At 69.3% G+C, this 16,894-nt stretch carries 15 protein-coding genes and 1 riboswitch; of the genes, 5 read left to right on the top strand and 10 right to left on the bottom strand.

All coding sequences use genetic code 11. From position 1 onward, the window contains the following. Positions 1 to 14 precede the first annotated feature (14 nt). Entirely contained in the window at positions 15 to 1,079 is a 1,065-nt protein-coding gene (locus EGX94_RS07700) for a type ISP restriction/modification enzyme (protein ID WP_123826135.1), read from the top strand. A gap of 161 nt (positions 1,080 to 1,240) precedes the next feature. On the opposite strand, the gene EGX94_RS07695 is transcribed toward EGX94_RS07700, so the two are convergent. Next, positions 1,241 to 1,624, bottom strand: a complete 384-nt coding sequence (locus EGX94_RS07695) for a type II toxin-antitoxin system death-on-curing family toxin (RefSeq protein WP_021796595.1) — start codon at positions 1,622 to 1,624, stop codon at positions 1,241 to 1,243. Continuing rightward, positions 1,621 to 2,175, bottom strand: coding sequence for a Panacea domain-containing protein (locus EGX94_RS07690; RefSeq protein WP_123826133.1), 555 nt, complete (start codon positions 2,173 to 2,175; stop codon positions 1,621 to 1,623). Before EGX94_RS07690 ends, EGX94_RS07695 begins: the two co-directional genes overlap by 4 nt. Positions 2,176 to 2,867: 692 nt before the next feature. Between EGX94_RS07690 and EGX94_RS07685 the strand changes: the two genes are divergently transcribed. Continuing rightward, positions 2,868 to 4,394 (top strand): hypothetical protein, encoded by a 1,527-nt coding sequence (locus EGX94_RS07685; RefSeq protein WP_021796606.1) that lies wholly within the window; start codon positions 2,868 to 2,870, stop codon positions 4,392 to 4,394. Between the two features lie 120 nt (positions 4,395 to 4,514). Here the strand turns inward: EGX94_RS07685 and EGX94_RS07680 are convergent, their stop codons facing one another. After that, positions 4,515 to 5,351, bottom strand: a complete 837-nt coding sequence (locus EGX94_RS07680; protein ID WP_021796592.1) for a phosphoenolpyruvate hydrolase family protein — start codon at positions 5,349 to 5,351, stop codon at positions 4,515 to 4,517. Positions 5,352 to 5,360: 9 nt separating this feature from the next. Continuing rightward, positions 5,361 to 6,593: a Tm-1-like ATP-binding domain-containing protein gene (locus EGX94_RS07675; RefSeq protein WP_021796605.1), complete on the bottom strand. Its 1,233-nt coding sequence runs from the start codon at positions 6,591 to 6,593 to the stop codon at positions 5,361 to 5,363. Between the two features lie 122 nt (positions 6,594 to 6,715). On the opposite strand from EGX94_RS07675, the gene EGX94_RS07670 reads away from it, so the two are divergent. Next, positions 6,716 to 8,122, top strand: coding sequence for an aminotransferase-like domain-containing protein (locus EGX94_RS07670; protein ID WP_021796599.1), 1,407 nt, complete (start codon positions 6,716 to 6,718; stop codon positions 8,120 to 8,122). 210 nt (positions 8,123 to 8,332) lie between these two features. Here EGX94_RS07670 and EGX94_RS07665 read toward each other — a convergent pair whose 3' ends face one another. The 5 genes from EGX94_RS07665 to EGX94_RS07645 all read right to left on the bottom strand — a co-directional run bounded on the left by EGX94_RS07665 (position 8,333) and on the right by EGX94_RS07645 (position 13,058). Continuing rightward, positions 8,333 to 8,806: a hypothetical protein gene (locus tag EGX94_RS07665; RefSeq protein ID WP_123826131.1), complete on the bottom strand. Its 474-nt coding sequence runs from the start codon at positions 8,804 to 8,806 to the stop codon at positions 8,333 to 8,335. A 194-nt stretch (positions 8,807 to 9,000) separates the two neighbouring features. Then, positions 9,001 to 9,834, bottom strand: coding sequence for an ABC transporter ATP-binding protein (locus tag EGX94_RS07660; RefSeq protein ID WP_021796598.1), 834 nt, complete (start codon positions 9,832 to 9,834; stop codon positions 9,001 to 9,003). Further along, the gene (locus EGX94_RS07655) at positions 9,831 to 10,856 is read right to left on the bottom strand and encodes a FecCD family ABC transporter permease (RefSeq protein ID WP_021796596.1); all 1,026 of its coding nucleotides are present in this window, start codon (positions 10,854 to 10,856) and stop codon (positions 9,831 to 9,833) included. Before EGX94_RS07655 ends, EGX94_RS07660 begins: the two co-directional genes overlap by 4 nt. Before the next feature lie 11 nt (positions 10,857 to 10,867). Continuing rightward, positions 10,868 to 11,899, bottom strand: coding sequence for an ABC transporter substrate-binding protein (locus EGX94_RS07650; protein ID WP_021796601.1), 1,032 nt, complete (start codon positions 11,897 to 11,899; stop codon positions 10,868 to 10,870). 121 nt (positions 11,900 to 12,020) lie between these two features. Further along, positions 12,021 to 13,058 carry an ABC transporter substrate-binding protein gene (locus EGX94_RS07645; RefSeq protein WP_021796603.1) on the bottom strand — a complete coding sequence of 346 codons (1,038 nt, stop codon included), beginning with the start codon at positions 13,056 to 13,058 and terminating at the stop codon, positions 12,021 to 12,023. A 56-nt stretch (positions 13,059 to 13,114) separates the two neighbouring features. Beyond that, a riboswitch (cobalamin riboswitch) is annotated at positions 13,115 to 13,291 on the bottom strand. Between the two features lie 490 nt (positions 13,292 to 13,781). Here EGX94_RS07645 and EGX94_RS07640 point away from each other — a divergent pair. Both EGX94_RS07640 and EGX94_RS07635 read left to right on the top strand, forming a co-directional pair. After that, a complete protein-coding gene (locus EGX94_RS07640) occupies positions 13,782 to 15,050 on the top strand; it encodes a coiled-coil domain-containing protein (protein ID WP_043150214.1) in 1,269 nt (422 codons plus the stop codon). Continuing rightward, a complete protein-coding gene (locus EGX94_RS07635; protein WP_123826129.1) occupies positions 15,037 to 15,975 on the top strand; it encodes a hypothetical protein in 939 nt (312 codons plus the stop codon). Before EGX94_RS07640 ends, EGX94_RS07635 begins: the two co-directional genes overlap by 14 nt. Positions 15,976 to 16,127: 152 nt before the next feature. Here the strand turns inward: EGX94_RS07635 and EGX94_RS07630 are convergent, their stop codons facing one another. Next, positions 16,128 to 16,832 carry a hypothetical protein gene (locus EGX94_RS07630; RefSeq protein ID WP_123826127.1) on the bottom strand — a complete coding sequence of 235 codons (705 nt, stop codon included), beginning with the start codon at positions 16,830 to 16,832 and terminating at the stop codon, positions 16,128 to 16,130. Positions 16,833 to 16,894: the final 62 nt, after the last annotated feature.

The raw sequence follows: 16,894 nt of genomic DNA, 5'->3' as shown, positions 1-16,894 counted from the left end.
GCACCATGCGCGCGATGATCTCCGCGTACAACAGCGAAGCGCTGAGCTGCGAGGGCGACAAGGATCGTTTGGACAAGGACCCCACGAGAATCAGTTGGAGTCGTGGTCTCATCAGAGATGCTACACGGGGACGACGTCACGAGTTCAGGCCGGAGCGCATCTACCGAGCCTCGTACCGCCCCTTCACGGCGCAGTACGGATACTTCGACCGACCGTTCAACGACATGATCTACCGACTCGAAGAGATCTTCCCCACGCCGAAGCATGAGAACTATGGGTTCGGAGTAATTGCACCCCACCCTCATGCGAGTTTCGCTGTTTTGATGCAAGATTCTCTCCCGGATGTTGCAACTTACACATACACGGCTCAGTTCTTCCCCCGCTGGACCTATGAGAAGGTCGAGGATGACACCGCCCTCTTCCTTCCGCCGGTCGAGGGGCCCGTCATCAACGGCTACCGCCGCGTCGACAACATCACCGATGAGATTCTCACCATCTATCAATCGGCCTTCGGACCCCAAGTGAGCAAGGACGACATTTTTTATTATGTCTACGCAGTGCTGCACTCGCCGCAGTACCGCAACACCTTCGCCGCCGACCTGAAGCGGATGCTTCCTCGGATCCCGCTTGCTGCCAGCAGGAATGACTTCGGCACCTTCGCCGAGACCGGCAGACGGCTCGCCGATCTGCACATGAACTACGAGTCTGTCGACCCCTACCCGCTGCACGAGTCGACTCATCCGTTCGGGGTCGATGACGGGGATCTTTACCGGGTGCAGAAGATGAGATGGCAGGACAAGCAGACGAAGAAGGCCATCGTCTACAACACCCATCTCACCCTCAGCGACATCCCGGCCGAGGCGAACGAGTACATGCTCGGCTCTCGCTCTGGCCTCGAGTGGCTCATCGACCGCTACCGAGTGAGAACCGACAAGGACTCGGGCATCGTCAACGATCCGAACGACTGGTGCCGTGAGCACGACGACCCCCGCTACATCATCGACCTCGTCAAGCGCGTCACCCGCGTCTCCGTCGAGACGATGAGGATCATCCGCTCACTTCCCGAACTTCCGCTGTGATCCGCTCTGGTCCCGTCCCATTCCTGCGCCGCACAAGAAGAAGGCTCATTCATAGAGGATAGAGGTCAGACCACGGTCCCCGCCCCTGGTCAGAGCGTCATCCGAGGATGCCGTGAACAAGTCTCAAGACATCGACAAGTCAGCAGGAGTGCAGCCCGCAGCTACTCGGCTCGGATCATCTCGGTGTGCTCGATGAGCCATTCAGCGAGTTCCTCGTTCCGCCACACGTTCATGACGACCATCAGGACGGCGTTCGCGGCGTCCTCCTGTTCGGCAACGACCAAGAGCCCATTCAGTTCCAAGAAGGCGACGCCGAGGTGCCAGGCGAGCCGCTTGTTGCCGTCACGGTAGGCGTGAGCTGTCGCGACGGCCGCGATGAGCTTCGCGGCCTTGCCGGGCAGCGTCGGATGGGCCTCATGGCCGTCGAATCCGAGAAATGGTGCACACAGGGCGCCCCGAAGTTTCCCTTCATCAAGGAGCAGCCCTGCGTGCACCTGCTGGGAGTAGATCCGTTGACACTGCTCCCAAGTGATCTCGACGGTCACGAGCCGAGGATGGCCAGCGTCTTGGCCCAGCGGCGCGAGGTGTCAGCGGCGATCCGCTCAATCGCCCCATCAGAGGCCTCCACCGTGGGCGTCATGGGGCGTCGCGGCCCCTCCCCCCGCAGGGCCATGCGCGTGTAGAACCTGCGCATCGCGTCGAGGGGGATCGGGTCGCTGCACTGAGCGTCTCGTGGTCTGTCGCCCCACACCTCGCGCCACGGCCCTTCGCGATGGGTCAGCTCGCCCAACGCGCTGCCGCCCATGGCACCGTAGTAGCCGGTCACTGCGTCGAGAGTGGCCTCCTCAGAGGCGGTGAACACTCCGGCAGGAGGCGCCTGCTGGATCACATGAAGAGCATGACGCAGGGAGGGGACCACAGGACCCATCTGCCACGCCTCGATCCGGTTGGAGAAGAGCGGACGACCGTCCCACACCAAGGACCACGCCTGGGCGTAGTAGACGAGCTTCTGGGCCTGCATCTCGCCGAACACCCGGCTCAGGGCATTGATGGTCTGCGCAGCGGCCATCGCGCGGTCAACAGTTGACTCTCGCATCTCGTCCACCTCCCCGTGATCGCTTCAACGCTAGCGCAGACGACCCACATTCCGTGAGTCCTCACTCTTCGACAACGTCCTTCAGCGTCCTGAGCAACAGAGTGAGAGCGACCCGCACATCGTACGGCCCAGCGCTCACGGTGCCTCTTGGACCCGAACCACGAGTCACCGCCGCCGGCGTCACCAGATCGGCACGCCTCCGGACGATCACCGGCTCCGAGCCGGAGCCCGACACCGCCCACGCAGGATCATCTTGCCTTTGGCCAGGGTGAGCACCGGCAGCCCTCGGCGGCCAGCAGCCGCGCTCAGAGCGGCCAGCTCCCCAGCAGTGATCCTGGCCCGGAGAACCCTCGCACGCCCGTTCCCCCACGTCGCCTCCGCACCAGGTCTGGGTCCGGCGTCCTTGCGAACCCCGGTGACGGCAACCGTTCTGCATACGTCCCTGACCGACCAGAGCGCAGATGCCCTCTGCTGTGAACGAGCATGAGCCACCCATTGCATCGGTTCCAAGGGCTGAAGGGATGCTGACAGGCGAGGGGCACCCCCAGTTCTCCCGGGCCTCTGCTGCGACTCCAAGGCGCGGGCCCACGCAGGCTGCATGATGAGGGTCATGCCAGCTGGAACCCCGGCAACATGATGACCTTCCACGATGCAGAACTGCATGGGCCTGAGGGGAGGGGCCAGACCGACGCATGATGAACGCAACCTTGAACCGGCAGTGGAGACAGATCGTCCGTGACATGAGTTCACCAGAAGTCGCCGAGGCGATGACATGTCTCGACCAAGCGGGGAGGCCCGACTGCCAGCACCCGATGAGCACCGCGAGCGCGGTCCGCGTCCTCCTGTGGAGGATCCAGGCACTCCCGCACCGTGAAGCGCCGGACAAGAGACTTCGCGCTCTGGCCTCCCAGAGGGTGGCGTGCATGACCTCGGCCCTGGCACGAGTTGAGCTTCCCGCGGACAGTACCAGTTCGGTCGACTCAGACCTTCGTTGCGCGAACCAGGCATTACGTGAGCTCCACGGGAACTCGGCGGAACCCATCGTGCTGAGACATTTCGTTCATCGGGACCGACGGAGCACCGGAGACCCGTCGTCTGAAGACCCGTCCCCGTCAGCGGCAGCTCAGGGCTCTGGCGCCTACCGCATCCTGCACGACTTGACGATAATTTATGTCCTGTACGCAGCCATCATCCTGACCGCCGGATTCGCTGTCACCATGCTCGTCCACTGGATCGCGAGACCACCTGCCCCGTTCACAGTGGCTGGCTTCGCGCAAACTTGGGCGCGAATAGCGGGATTCCTCGGCGATCTCACCCCCCTGACGCTTCCGATGATGACACTGGTCATCGGATTGTTCTCCATACCGATTCTCACCGGAGACGGGCGATCGGCGTCCCTCGAGGACCGCGGCCGCCAGCTCTTCCTGAACAGGGCGATCCACATCGCCAGTTTCACTGTGGCCACCCTGTCCATCCTCTCGATGCCTCATTCATCCTCAACGGAGGTCGGGGTCTCAATCTACGGCGTCATCTCCAGCGTCATGATCATCCTGTTCGCCCTCCTTCCGCCGACCCTGACCAACATCGTTGTCGACGAGCGGCGTCGGAACCTTCACAAGGCCGAGAAGACCATCGGGAGAATCGATGCGCTGCTCTCCGAGGACCAGTCGACATCGAGTGAACCGGTGCATCGATCATTCTTGGAGAAGCTCGAGCACCTGTTCCATCAGGCACTCAGCGTGGGATTCCTGGTCATCTTCGCCGCCGTTACTGTTGTCATCCTCTGCTTCGCCTTTGTTTGCACTCATGCGATCAGGCATTCGGTGAAACTGACCATGGCTTTACCCCTAATTTCTCTGGGTATCATGCTGTTCTTTCTCGCCTACTCCACGAGAAACTTGGCACGAGCACGGTGGTTCACCAAGATGTACGACGACAAGCCGCCCCGTTGGGCTGTGATGTTCTTGCCAGCTGTCTCGTCCTCTGTCCTGTCATCTTTCACCCTGTGCTTACCCATAGCACTCACCGGGCATGCCCACTGGTTCCTCATCTCGTTCATCACCCTGACAATCCTCCAGACCGTGTTCGCCGCTGCATTCCAGCATCTCCTTCCCACGAAGGAGGCCGAGCGCAGGAGACGCTTCCTCATGGACCAGCGCACATTGAACGAACAGACGGTCGAGACCGAGCGCAGGAGACTGGGGGACCGGGCCGCCTGAGCACGGCCCCGATGAACCCTGATCCTCGTGCCTCGGAACCGCCGGGCGTCGGGGATGAGGACCGACGAACAGCGGCGGGGACGAGCCCGGCCCGCCCCCGCCGCCCCGGTCCGCCGGCCGTCACCCCTGCTTCGTGAAGGTGATCGCCTTGAACCTCTCGGTCTGCTCCTTGATGCCGGTCTCGGTGGGGAAGCGCTCCACCGAGCTGGCCCCGTAGAATCCGGTGATGCCCTCGGTGTGGTCGAGGACGTACTGGGCGTCCTCGGGGTTCGCGATGGGCCCGCCGTGGCACAGGCAGAGGATGTCGGGGTTGACCCTGCGCGCGGCGTCGGCCAGGGTCTGGACCTTCACTGCCGCCTCCTCGAGGGTGATGGCCGTCTTCGCGCCGATCGTGCCCGAGGTGGTCAGGCCCATGTGGGGCACGAGGATGTCGGCGCCCGCCCGGGCCATGTCGGCGGCCTGCTCCTCGTCGAAGACGTACGGCGAGGTGATGAGATCGAGCTCGTGGGCCATGCGGATCATGTCGACCTCGTGGCCGTAGCCCATGCCGGTCTCCTCGAGATTCGCGCGGAAGACCCCGTCGATGAGGCCGACGGTCGGGAAGTTCTGCACGCCGGCGAAGCCGATCTCCTTGACCTGCCTGAGGAAGTGGGGCATGACGCGGAATGGATCGGTGCCGTTGACGCCGGCCAGCACCGGGGTGCGCTTGACCACGGGCAGGACCTCGTTGGCCATCTCCATGACGATGGCATTGGCGTCGCCGTAGGCGAGCAGCCCGGACAGGGAGCCGCGACCGGCCATGCGGAAGCGCCCCGAGTTGTAGATGATGAGCAGGTCGATGCCGCCGGCCTCGGCGGACTTCGCGGAGATACCGGTGCCCGCACCACCGCCGATGACGGGCCTGCCCTCGGCGACCTGACGACGGAAACCATCCAGGATCTCGTGACGTGACGACATTGTTCCTCCTCAGTGCTCGGAGTTCTTGATGAGTTCATCGAGGGCCTCGGCCATGTCACGGCCGAAACCCGGGTCGTTGATCGTCTGGTCCTTCTCGACCACGACGACGTCGCTGCCCGCCAGCCCCTCGCGCAGGGCGTCGAAGAGCCGCTCGTCCGCGCCCTCGTCGCGGAAGGGGCCGCCCTCGACGTCGATGCCGGAGAGGCCCCGCAGCGGAATGTGCAGCCGGACCGGGCCGTTCGACGCGGCGAGCTTGTGGGCGATCCGGCGCCCCAGCTCGGCCATCTCGTCCGGCGTGGTCCGCATGAGAGTGACCGTCGGGTTGTGGACGAGGAAGGTCCGGCCGCCGAACCTCTCGGGAACGGTGCTCCTCGGTCCGAAGTTGACCATGTCCAGGGCCCCGAGGCTCACGACCTGTGGGACGCCCAGGGCTCCCGCCCTCTCCAGCCGGTGGGGGCCGGCGCTGAGCACGCCCCCGACGAGCTCGTCCGCGAGCTCCGTGGTCGTGAGGTCGAGGACGCCCGTCACGAGACCGGACTCGACGAGCTTCTCCATGGCGCGCCCGCCGGCGCCGGTGGCGTGGAAGACGAGGACCTCGTAGCCCAGCTCGTTCAGGCGCTCGCGGGCCTCGTCCGCGGCGGGCGTGGTGAGCCCGAACATCGTGATGGCCACGACCGGCGGCCGGTCGGCGTCAACGGGTTCGCTCCGGCGCCTCTCGCAGGCCCGGGCCATCGCGGCGATGCCGGCGCACGCATTGCCGAGGATCGGCGCCGAGACGTCGTTGACGCCGGCGATGTCCACCACCGAGTACATGATCGTCGCGTCCACGTCGCCGACGTAGGGCCTCACGTCCCCCGACGCCATCGTCGAGACGAGCAGTTTGGGCAGACCGACCGGCAGCGCCTGCATCACGGCCCCGACGACCGAGCTGCCACCGGAGCCGCCCACCCCGAGCAGACCCTGGATGCGTCCCTCCCCGGCCATCGCGCGGGCGAGGACCGCCGCCCCGCGCGACATCGTCGCCATCGACCGTCCGCGGTCGCGGGCCGCCCTCAACTCCTCGGGGTCCTCCCCGGCCGCCACGATCACCTCGTCCGAGGTGACATCGGCCATCGGACTCCTCGAGAAGGAGCCCACGTCCATCATGCACGTCCCGACGCCGTGCTCGCGCAACCGTTCACGCAGCCAGGCGTACTCCTCGGCCTTGGTGTCGAGCGTGCCCACAAGCAGGACAACCGCCATGCTCTCACTCCTTCGTGATCCGCACCATGCCCACGACTCTAGGGGCGGAGGCCGTCACGGCGATGGGCCGGTTGGGAGCAATTGGTCCGTTCGCGGATCGCGGCGGGGAGAAGACTTGACCCATGGCAGTCATCAGTCGCACCGCCGCGGAGCTGTCGGCGATGCTGGGGCCATGGCAGGACGGCAGGGGCCCCCTGTCCTCGGCGCTCGCGGACGGGATCGCCGAACTCATCGACGCGAACATGATCCCGGCGGGCACGGCCCTGCCCGCCCAGCGCGAGCTCGCCCGGCAGCTGGGCATCGCTCGCGGCACCGTCACGAGCGCCTACGGGCTCCTCGAACAGCGGGGACGACTGCTGACCCGGACGGGATCGGGTTCGAGGGTGCGCGCCGAGCCGAGCGCCCCGGGCGCGAACCTGACCGGGCGCCTGTTCTCCTTCTCGGACGAGTCCCGCCGGCGGATCGACCTGTCGAGCGGCGCCCTCCCGGCCTCCGCGGTGGCCCGTGAGGTGATGGGGCAGATCCGCTTCGACGCCCTCCACGACTATCTGCCCACCAACGGCTACTTCCCGGCGGGGCTGCCCGCCCTGCGGACGGCCATCGCGGAGCGGCTGAGCCGCGACGGGGTGGCGACGGCGCCGGACCAGATCGTGGTGACCAGCGGCGCCCAGCACGCGACGTCCCTGGTGTTCGGCACCTATCTGACCGCCGGGGACGAGGTGGTCGTCGAGGATCCCAGCTATCGCGGCGCGCTGGAGACCCTCCGGACGAGAGGGGCCCGGATGAGGAGCGTGCCCTTCGAGCGGCACGGCATCAACCTGCCCCTCCTCGAGCAGGCCCTGGCGAAGAGGCCGGTGCTGGCCTATCTCCAGACCGGCGTCCACAACCCCACCGGCCTCGCGACGGACCCGGCCAGGCGCCGCCGGCTCGCCTCGGCGCTCGCCGGCGGCCGCACCCTCGCCGTCGAGGACTGCTGCTCCTACGACCTCACCCTCGAGGGCCGCCCCGGGCGGACGCTTGCGGGGCTCCTCCCGGACGACCGGCTCGTCTCGATCGGGAGCCTGTCGAAGCTCTTCTGGGGCGGGATCCGCGTGGGGTGGATCAGGACGTCCCGCTCCCGGGTGCGGACCCTTCTCGAGGCGCGCAAGGCCGTCGACCTGAGCACCTCGGTCATCGACCAGTTGATCGCCGTCCGCCTGCTCGAACGCGCGGACGAGGCGCGGCGCGAACGCGCAGCGATGCTCTCCGTCGCCAGATCCATCGCCGAGGGGCTCCTCCACGAGCACCTCCCCCGCTGGACGTGGCCGCCCGTCGACGGCGGCGCGGCTCTGTGGATCGACACCGGCGAGGACGCCGCGGCCCTCGCCGAACGGGCGAAACAGGCTGGTCTCCTCATCTCGGCCGGACCGAACTTCTCGGCCCACGGATCCCACCGGACGCATTTGCGGCTCCCCGTGGCCCGCGACCGCACGACCCTCGACAGGGCGCTGGCGACCATCGCCGGGCTGACCACCGACCGGCGCCGATGAGGTCCGTTCACAAGGACCCGAATCCGATCAAGGGTGCCGCCCCTGGTCGGGAGCGCCCCATGGATGCCGTGAACAAGCCTCGCATGACGTGCGGGAGTCCGGACCCCACGACGGAACCACCGCTCCACGCGCGCCGGCCCACCAGCCGGCCAGCCGTTCCCGCACGGCCCTCCCAGTGCCGGCATGGAATTCCATCCCCGCATGGGCGAATCATCCCCCCGGGCAATAGTGGTCATCGACCTCTGTCACCACGCCGCCTTCGTCCGTGAACATGGCATAGCGCACAGCAAGATGCGAGGGCATGATTGCCGCTTCGTCCTCATAAAGAGGGTAGCAGTAGCCATGGCCGCCGCACTCCTCTGCTTCGCCGTACCTTTCTTCGACCTCGGTGATGCTGCTTCCGATGATCCAATCGTCGTCATACTTCAACCGGATGAGACCGTAATGCCCACCGAGCGCCCACCAGAATGCCGTGCTCCCCAGCAGATGGATGGTCATCAGGGTTGCACCGGCGCTCAGCACGACCCTTCTGCGAGCCCGCACGGCCGCACCACCGGAAATGATGGCGACAACCGCAGCGACGATGACGAGGAGCACTCCGAGCGCATGGAGCAAGAAAAATAAGGACGTATACCTGTCTCCCGGATCAGAGACGGACGCGAGAATCGCGATGGCAACAATCACCAGTCCGGCCGCAAGGAGCACAGGCGCCCATCCCCTTCTCCTCTCCCCTGCTCGTTCCACTCTTCAACTCCCTCCGGGGGTCATGCAGCACTCTTCGCCTCGGACGACGGCCATCGCCCTCGAATCCTGCGGAACAGTCTTGCACGGCCCTCGGCGCCTCCGCCGTTCCTCCCGGCCCCGGCGACCGCCCTGCCTCACCCGCCACCGTCCCCACCGGGATCCGGTCCGGTCCCCCCGCCCGCGTCCTCCCCCGCCGCGGCGATGTCCGAGCGCAGATACTGGAACAGCGGCGGCCCGTCCGGGTCGGGGTGGAGCACTCGCACCTCGACCCTGTAGACCTCGCGCACCACCTCGGCCGTCAGCACCCGCGCAGGCGGCCCGTAGTGCACGGCCCGCCCGTCCTGGAGCACGAGCACCTCGTCGCAGTAGGCGGCCGCCAGGTTGAGGTCGTGCAGGGCGACGACGACGGTCAGCCCCGTCGCCCGCACCCGGTCGAGCATGTCGAGCTGGTGGGCGATGTCGAGGTGGTTCGTCGGCTCGTCGAGCAGCATGATGCGGCCCTCCTGCGCGAAGGCCCGGGCGATCTGCACGCGCTGCTGCTCGCCGCCCGACAGGGACTGCCAGTGGCGCTGCAGCAGCTGCTCGACGCCCGTCTGCCGCGCGGCGCGTCGAACGACCCCGCGGTCGTGCCGGCTGATGCCGGACCAGCGGCCGCGGTGCGGGATGCGCCCCAGGTCGATGACGTCCTCGACGATCACGTCCTGCTCGGTCGTGGCCTGCTGCTGCACGGCCACGAGGGTGCGGGCCATCTCGCGGCGGCCCCACTGCGAGTAGTCGCGCCCGTCGAGGCTCAACTCGCCGTGGTCGGGCGCGACGAGCCTCGCCAGGACGTTCATGAGCGTCGACTTCCCGGCGCCGTTGGGCCCCAGCAGCCCCAGCACGTGGCCGGGGACGGCGGTCACGTCGATGCCGTCGATGATGACCGTGCCGCCCGCCGACCAGCCGACGCCCTTCGCCTCGAGCCTCATCGGGAACCCCTCCTCCTCGACAGCAGCACGGCGAACACGGGCACGCCGACCATCGCCGTGATGACGCCGACCGGCACCTCCAGCGGGGCGAACGCCGAGCGGGCGATCGTGTCGGCCCACAGCAGGAAGATCGCGCCGAGCACCGCCGAGACCGGCAGCACCCCGCGGTGCCGCGAGCCGACGAGCATGCGCGCCATGTGCGGCAGCACCAGGCCGACGAAGCCGATGGCCCCGCTGGAGGCCACGACGACCGCGGTGAGCAGGGCGGTGAGCACGAGCAGCGTCACCCGGGTGCGCCGCACCGCCACCCCCAGCGAGGCCGCCTGGCGCTCGCCGAAGGTGAAGGCGTCGAGCGAACCGGCCATGCCCAGGGCCAGCGCCATGATGACGGCGAAGCCCGCCGCCGTCTGCGCCACGTCGGTCCAGGAGGCGCTGGCCAGGGAGCCCATGAGCCAGTACAGGACGCCGCGCGTCGTGTTCGCGTCGGCCCCGACCATGATGATGAACGAGGTGAGCGCCGAGAAGCCCTGCGTGACGGCCACGCCGGCCAGCACGATCTTGTCGGTCGTCCCGCCGGCCAGTCCGGCCAGGGCGAGCATGATCGCGAACGCGCCGAGGGCGCCGACGAAGGCGCCGCCCGACAGGCCGAGGGCCGAGCCGACGCCCAGCACGAGGACGAGGACCGCACCGGTCGAGGCTCCCGAGGAGACGCCCAGCAGATAGGGCTCGGCCAGCGGGTTGCGCAGCAGCGACTGCATGATGACCCCGCAGATGCTCAGCGAGGCGCCGCAGGCGGCGGCCAGCAGGACGCGCGGCAGGCGCAGCTGCCAGACCATCGCCACCTGGAGCGTCGTGAGGCCCGGATCGCCGGCCAGGTGCAGCCTGCTGGCCAGCACCGACCACACCTGGCCGACACCGAGGTCGGCGGGGCCGAAGGTGATGGCCGTCACCACCGACACTGCGAGGAGGACGACGCCGACGGCGGTGACGAGCCCGGCGTTGAACCGCCCGGAGCGCGCCATGGGCCGCGGGCTCATCGCAGCCCGTACTGCTTCAGACCGGCGCCGATCTTCTCGGCCAGGTCGACGGTGCGGATCGACGGGTTCATGTCGCCGCCGGCGACGATGATGAAGCGGTCGTTGCGCACCGCGCCCATCTGGGCCGTGACCGGGTTGGACCTGAGGTAGTCGATCTTGGCCTGCGCCGTCTCGGCGGTCTGCGACTTGCGGGTGAGGTCGCCGAGGACGAGGACGTCGGGATTCTTGGCGGCCAGGTCCTCCCAGCTGACCTGCGGCCACTCCTTGGCGTCGTCGGAGTAGACGTTCGTCACCTTGAGGTCGTTGGAGATCATCTGCGAGGCGCCGGTGCCTCCGGCGACGTACGGGGACTCGGAGTTGGCGAACCAGAAGGCGGCGCTCACCTCGCCGCCGTCGACGTTCGCGCCGGAGACGGCGGCGTCGAGGCGGCCCCGCAGCGAGTCGACCAGCTCGTTGCCCTTGTCGGGCACGCCGTGGATGGCGGCCAGGTCGTCGATCTCCTGGTAGATGTCGTCCATCGCGAGCACCTCGGACCTCTCGGAGTCGCCGTCCCCGCTGTCGCCCTTCTCGCACTGGTTCGGGGCGAGATAGGCGGGCACGCCGAGGTTGGCGTAGCTGGCGTAGGAGCCCGAGCCGGTGTCGTCGAGCGTGTTGGGGAACGACGCCGAGACGAAGTCGGGGCTCGCCGCGAGGACCGTCTCGAACGAGGCGTTGTTGTCGGCCAGACGCGGGACCTCGTCGTTCTCGGCCTCGAGACTGCTCAGCACCGGATCGGTCCACGTGGCGGTGCCGACCATCGTGTCGGCGACGCCGAGGGAGAGCTGGATCTCGGTGGACGACTGGTTCAGCGAGACGGTGCGCTCGGGGGCCTTGTCGAAGTGCAGCTCGTGGCCGCAGTTGGTGATGGTCAGCGGGAAGCCGCCCGCGGCCGAGCCGGACTGCGTGGACGAGTCGCCGGCATTGCCCGAGCAGCCGGCGAGCAGCAGCGAGGCGGCGGCCAGGCCGATGAGCGGGGTGCGGATGCGCATGATGTTCGTTCCTCCTTGCGATGGCCCGGTGGACGGGGGACGCCGTGGCACGGGCGGCGTCCCGGTCGCGCGCTCGCGGAGCCGGGCGGGCGCGGGCGGCGATGGTGCAGATGGGTGCGGGTCAGCCGGATTCGGCGAGGGCCCCGGCCAGGGCCTCGGCGAGGTCGACGGTGCGCATCGACGGGTCGAGCGAGGAGCCAGGGACGATGACGTAGCGCCTGTTGCGCACCGCGTCCATCTGGGCCGTGACCGGGTTGGACTCGAGGTGGGCGATCTTGTCGTCGGCGGTGTCCCCGGACTGCATGGCGCGCTTGAGGTCGCCGAGGACGAGGACGTCGGGGTTCTTGGCCGCGACGTCCTCCCAGTTCACCTGCGGCCATTCCTCGTCGGAGTCGGCGTAGATGTTCGTGGCTCCGACGGTGTCGGCGGCGATCTGCGGGGCCCCGATGCCGCCCGCGCTGTAGGGGACCTCGTCGGAGGAGTACCAGTAGAAGACGGTCCTGCCCCGGGAGCCGGCATCCGAGGCCGTCCTCGCGGCCGCGTCCATGCGGGCCCGGAGCTCGCCGACGAGCTCGTCGCCGCGCTCTGGTACGCCGTGGATGGCGGCCAGGTCGCGGATCTCCTGGTGGATGTCGTCCATCGTCAGGCGCCGGCCGGTCGTGTTGTTGTTGACGATCGTGCACTCGTACTCGGGCAGGTACGCCGGGATGCCGAGCTCGGCGAACTTCGACTGCGGGGCGACGCCCTCGTCGGTGAAGGTGTACTCGAAGGCCGCGGTGACCAGGTCGGGGTTCTTGTCGAGCACCGTTTCGAGCGACGGGTAGTTCATGGCGAGCTGCTCGATCGAGGAGTTCTCGTCGGCGTACTCGTCGAGCACCTGGTCGGACCAGGCGGCTGTGCCGACCATCTGCGGGCCGGCCCCGAGGGCGAGCTGGATCTCGGTGGAGGCCTGGTTGATCGTCACCGCGCGTTGGGGAGGCGCGTCGAAGTGGAGCTCCTGGCCGCAGCGGGTCATCGTCAGCGGGAAGCCGGCCTGGACCGAGGCCGGGGCGGACGAGGATCCGGCGCCCGCCGAGCCCGACGAGCAGCCCGCTGCGATGAGCGCGCAGCAGCAGATGACCGTACCGATGCGGATGGCAGGGGGAATTGTCCGCCCCATGGCGGTTCTCCTTCGAGGTCGGGGTGCATGCGCGGCACCCGCTGCCTGCGCCCCGTCCTCGGGACGCGTCACCGATCGGTCTTCGGACTCGGGCTCGCCCGCCGGGATCGTCCTTCCCAGGCCGTGGTGCCCAGTGGATCGTCGATCCGGCGTCACCCATACCGCTGCGCGTCAGTTCCGGCCTCGCACCGGATTCCCTGCTCCTGCGAGCACTCGATGACGCGAGCACCATATCCCATTGCCGTCGTCAGGACGAGCAGGGGGCAGCGGCCCGCCAGCACCGACGACGACTCAGTACGATGCGTCCCGAGCACCGAGCGGCTGCACCGCCATCGGGGGACTCAACGACGCGCAGGGACTCGACGGCGCGTCCCGCCGACAGCACGGGCGGCGCAACCCGGGCTCCGACGCCGCCCGCATCCGGAGGGCGCGCCCTCCGGATGCGCCGCGCCCGGCGCGGACCGCTTCCCCTTCGTGGCCTCGGCAGTTATCGTGATCCTGAGGCGTTCGTCGCGCCGCTCCACTCTCCGCGCCCGCGGGCGCGGGTGACGCGTGACCGTCGCGACCGCGAGAGCGCGCCGCAGGCCCGACCGGGCCGGGCGCGCTCCCACGAACAACAGAAAGCAGAGAACCGTGAATCGGGACCTTCCCCTTTACTCGAAAACGGCTTCTCGTGCCGGGCACCGCCGGTGGCGTCCCGCACGAGTCGCGCTGTCCGTCGCGGTGGCGTCCGCCCTGCTCCTGGCCCAGGGAGCCGCGAGCGCCCGCGCCGACGACCTCGATGACCAGTACGCCGCGCTCCAGGACCAGATCGCCGGTTCGTCCGGCGCCGTGTCCGACGGCTACGCAGCCCTCGACGCGGCGATGAGCGCCCTCACGGCCTCCCGCGACGAGCTGGCCGGCGCCCAGCAGGCCGCCGACGCCGCGAACCGGGCCCAGCAGGACGCCCAGAGCGCCGCCGACGCCGCATCGGCCGCCCTCACCACGGCCCAGGACAACCGGCAGGCCGCGCAGAGCGAGGTCGATGCCGCCCAGACGCGGGTCGACACGGCCAAGCAGGAGGTCGGCATGGTCGCCAGCCAGGCCGCCCAGCAGAGCACCGGGCTCACGAGCATCGCCCTGCTCATCGGCGACGGATCGACCAACCGGATCAGCAACCGCGTCCAGTGGGCCAACCAGTCCTTCTCGGCCACCGAGACCAAGGTGAACGCCTACCAGGACGCCCTCGACGAGCTCCAGACCAAGCGGGACGCGCTGGTGACGGCCGAGAACGACGCCCAGACCGCCCGCGACAACGCGGTCGGACAGCTCGACGCCGCCCGGACCGCCGCCCGGACCGCCGCCGACGCCGCGGCGACAGTCCAGACGAGGGTCGACGCGAACCAGGCCGCCCTGGCCACGGCCCAGGAGCTCGTCGACCAGGCGGTGTCCGACGACGAGACGCTGAAGGGCCGGGCGGGCGACCTGGCCGCGCGGATCCAGGCCCGCGACGAGGAGGCCGCCGCCGCTGCCGCCGCCTCCGCCGCAGCGGCCGCCCGGTCCAGCGTCGAGGCGGGGGCCAGTTGGCTCACGGCGAACATCGCGCCCGGGCAGATCGCTCCGTACAGCGTCGACGAGGCCGTGTCCACGGCCCGGTCGCTCGAGGGGAACATGTACTACGGGAACATGTGCCTGGCCCTCGTCGCCGCCTTCTACGGCTACACCAGCTCCGGGGTGAACTCGGCCACCGACGCCGCGGCCACCATCGAGGCGGCCGGGCAGATGCAGCACGACACCTCGAACATCCCCGTGGGCGCCCTCGTCTGGTACGACGGCACGCCCGCCGGCAATCCCTACGGCCACGTGGCCATGTACGCCGGCAACGGCATGATCTACTCCAACGGCGCGGCGAACGGCGGCGTCGGGATGATCTCGCTCGACACACCGTCGGCGGGCTGGGGCGAACCGCTCATCGGCTGGTCCAGCGTCTGGCTGCCGAATGCGACCGCCTGAGCCTTCGGCGGGCCTCCCGCGCGGGCACGGCTCGTCGAACCGCGCCGCAGGCCGCGCGAGGACGCTCGGCGGCCGTCTCGCCGCGGCGTTCGCCGCCGTCTGCCTGTGCGGCTGCGCCGCAGCGCCCGCGACGAGCACCCCCGCGTCCTCGACGGCGGCGACGCCGTCCGGGGCGTGGTCCGACGCGGCGGGCGCGTCCCTGCCGCAGGGCTGCGACACCGGCGGGCTCGGCCCCCCGGACGGGGACGAGGCCGGCATCCGGGCGGCCGTCGAGGCGGCGGAGGCCTCGGGCGCGGCGGTGCGGATGAGCTGGTACGCCCCCGACGGGGGCATCCGGACCGCCGGCGCCCTCGAGGACCTGCCGGCCTGGAGCACCTCGAAGATCCCGCTCGCCCTGGCGGTCATCGACTCCGGCCAGGGCGAGGCGCAGGCCGACTCGGTCGCCCTGGCCCTCGAGGAGTCCGACAACAGCGCAGCCGACGCCCTGTGGATGTCCCTGGGCGGCACGGACGCGGAACGGGCCGATGCCGTCACGCAGGTGCTGCGCCGGGCGGGGGACGGGACGACGACGGTTCCGGCCGAGCAGCTCGCCGCCGGCTTCTCGATCTTCGGGCAGACCCAGTGGACGACCGACGCCCAGGTCGGCTTCCTCTCCCAGCTGCCCTGCCTCGACGGGGCGGACGAGGTGATCGCCGACATGGGCCGGGTCGATCCCGCCCAGGCCTGGGGCATCGGCTCGCGCCCCGGCGCCGTCCACAAGAGCGGCTGGGGCCCCTCGCCCGCCGGGGGCTACATGGCGCGCCAGCTCGGCTGGTACACGAACCCGGCGGGCCAGCGGGTGCTCGTCGCCATGGCGGCCCAGGACGCCGACGGCTTCGAGGCGGCCACGGCCGTGCTCGACCGGCTGGCCGCCTCCCTCGGGTAGGCCCCGCCCGCGCCGTGCGGACGATCGGGTCGGGCCGCGCCCGGCCCGTTGACTTGTCGATGGCCCCGTCGGGAGGGGTCACGGCCGCCGGGCACGGCACCGCCAGCGACCGCGCCCCGACCCCCGCCCCTCTCGTCTCGGGCGGACCGCCGTCAGCTCCGGATGTAGACCACGGCTCCGTTGCCGCCGGAGCAGGTCGTGTACCCGGCGACGGTGGCGCACCCCATCGTGTACTTCTCGTTGGTCACCGGGCTGTAGGCCTCGACCGTCTGGGTCGAGGCCCTGTCGCTCCGCTGCCAGGCGTCGGCGACGTTGAGGGCGAACTCGCAGCTGGTCCGGTCGTTGCCGGCCGCGACGCTCGAGGAGCACTCGACGGCGCCCGCGGGCCAGCCGAGCGCCGACGAGCTCGTCGCGCTGGGAGCGGTCGTCGAGTACGAGTACGACGAACTCGGCGCGACGCCGCCGGAGCCGCCCGGGCTCCGGGGGGCCAGGCCGGCGAGGATGCCGACGCCGGCGATCATGCCGATGGCCACGATGACGTAGATGGACACCCTCACGAGCTCGGGGATCCAGAAGGCCAGCCAGTGGGGCCTCGTGGGGAGACTGAGCCGCTTGGCCCGGCTCGTGCTGATGAGGCACGGGATGAGGCCGAAGAGACCGAAGAAGAAGGTGATGATCGCCGTGACGGCCGGGTGCAGGGGCTCGGCGGGCGGCACGTGACTCGGGTGGCCGGCGCCAGGGCATCCGTTCGCGCGCCCCGGCTGCGGCGCCCCGCAGCGCGGGCACCGCGCCGTGTCGGGAGCCAGCAGGAGCCCGCAGTTGAAACAGGCGAATCCACCGTTCACGGGACTGCTCATCGTCGACCACCTCAGATTCGCGGCCCGCGCCCACCGCACGGACCCGCGATCAGGGTACCGGG

Source organism: Propionibacterium acidifaciens (assembly GCF_003798325.1).
Taxonomy (GTDB): Bacteria; Actinomycetota; Actinomycetes; order Propionibacteriales; family Propionibacteriaceae; genus Propionibacterium; species Propionibacterium acidifaciens.
Note: the sequence above shows the minus strand (reverse complement) of the source record. Positions and strands in the feature narration are given on the sequence as shown.

What these genes read in the sequence shown, in the direction of transcription:
- EGX94_RS07670 (WP_021796599.1), top strand. Translation starts at nt 6,716, where the DNA reads ATGGCAGTCATCAGTCGCACCGCCGCGGAGCTGTCGGCGATGCTGGGG.
- EGX94_RS07680 (WP_021796592.1), bottom strand. Translation starts at nt 5,351, where the DNA reads ATGTCGTCACGTCACGAGATCCTGGATGGTTTCCGTCGTCAGGTCGCC.
- EGX94_RS07685 (WP_021796606.1), top strand. Translation starts at nt 2,868, where the DNA reads ATGATGAACGCAACCTTGAACCGGCAGTGGAGACAGATCGTCCGTGAC.
- EGX94_RS07635 (WP_123826129.1), top strand. Translation starts at nt 15,037, where the DNA reads ATGCGACCGCCTGAGCCTTCGGCGGGCCTCCCGCGCGGGCACGGCTCG.
- EGX94_RS07655 (WP_021796596.1), bottom strand. Translation starts at nt 10,856, where the DNA reads ATGGCGCGCTCCGGGCGGTTCAACGCCGGGCTCGTCACCGCCGTCGGC.
- EGX94_RS07700 (WP_123826135.1), top strand. Translation starts at nt 15, where the DNA reads ATGATCTCCGCGTACAACAGCGAAGCGCTGAGCTGCGAGGGCGACAAG.
- EGX94_RS07660 (WP_021796598.1), bottom strand. Translation starts at nt 9,834, where the DNA reads ATGAGGCTCGAGGCGAAGGGCGTCGGCTGGTCGGCGGGCGGCACGGTC.
- EGX94_RS07645 (WP_021796603.1), bottom strand. Translation starts at nt 13,058, where the DNA reads ATGGGGCGGACAATTCCCCCTGCCATCCGCATCGGTACGGTCATCTGC.
- EGX94_RS07675 (WP_021796605.1), bottom strand. Translation starts at nt 6,593, where the DNA reads ATGGCGGTTGTCCTGCTTGTGGGCACGCTCGACACCAAGGCCGAGGAG.
- EGX94_RS07690 (WP_123826133.1), bottom strand. Translation starts at nt 2,175, where the DNA reads ATGCGAGAGTCAACTGTTGACCGCGCGATGGCCGCTGCGCAGACCATC.
- EGX94_RS07630 (WP_123826127.1), bottom strand. Translation starts at nt 16,832, where the DNA reads ATGAGCAGTCCCGTGAACGGTGGATTCGCCTGTTTCAACTGCGGGCTC.
- EGX94_RS07650 (WP_021796601.1), bottom strand. Translation starts at nt 11,899, where the DNA reads ATGCGCATCCGCACCCCGCTCATCGGCCTGGCCGCCGCCTCGCTGCTG.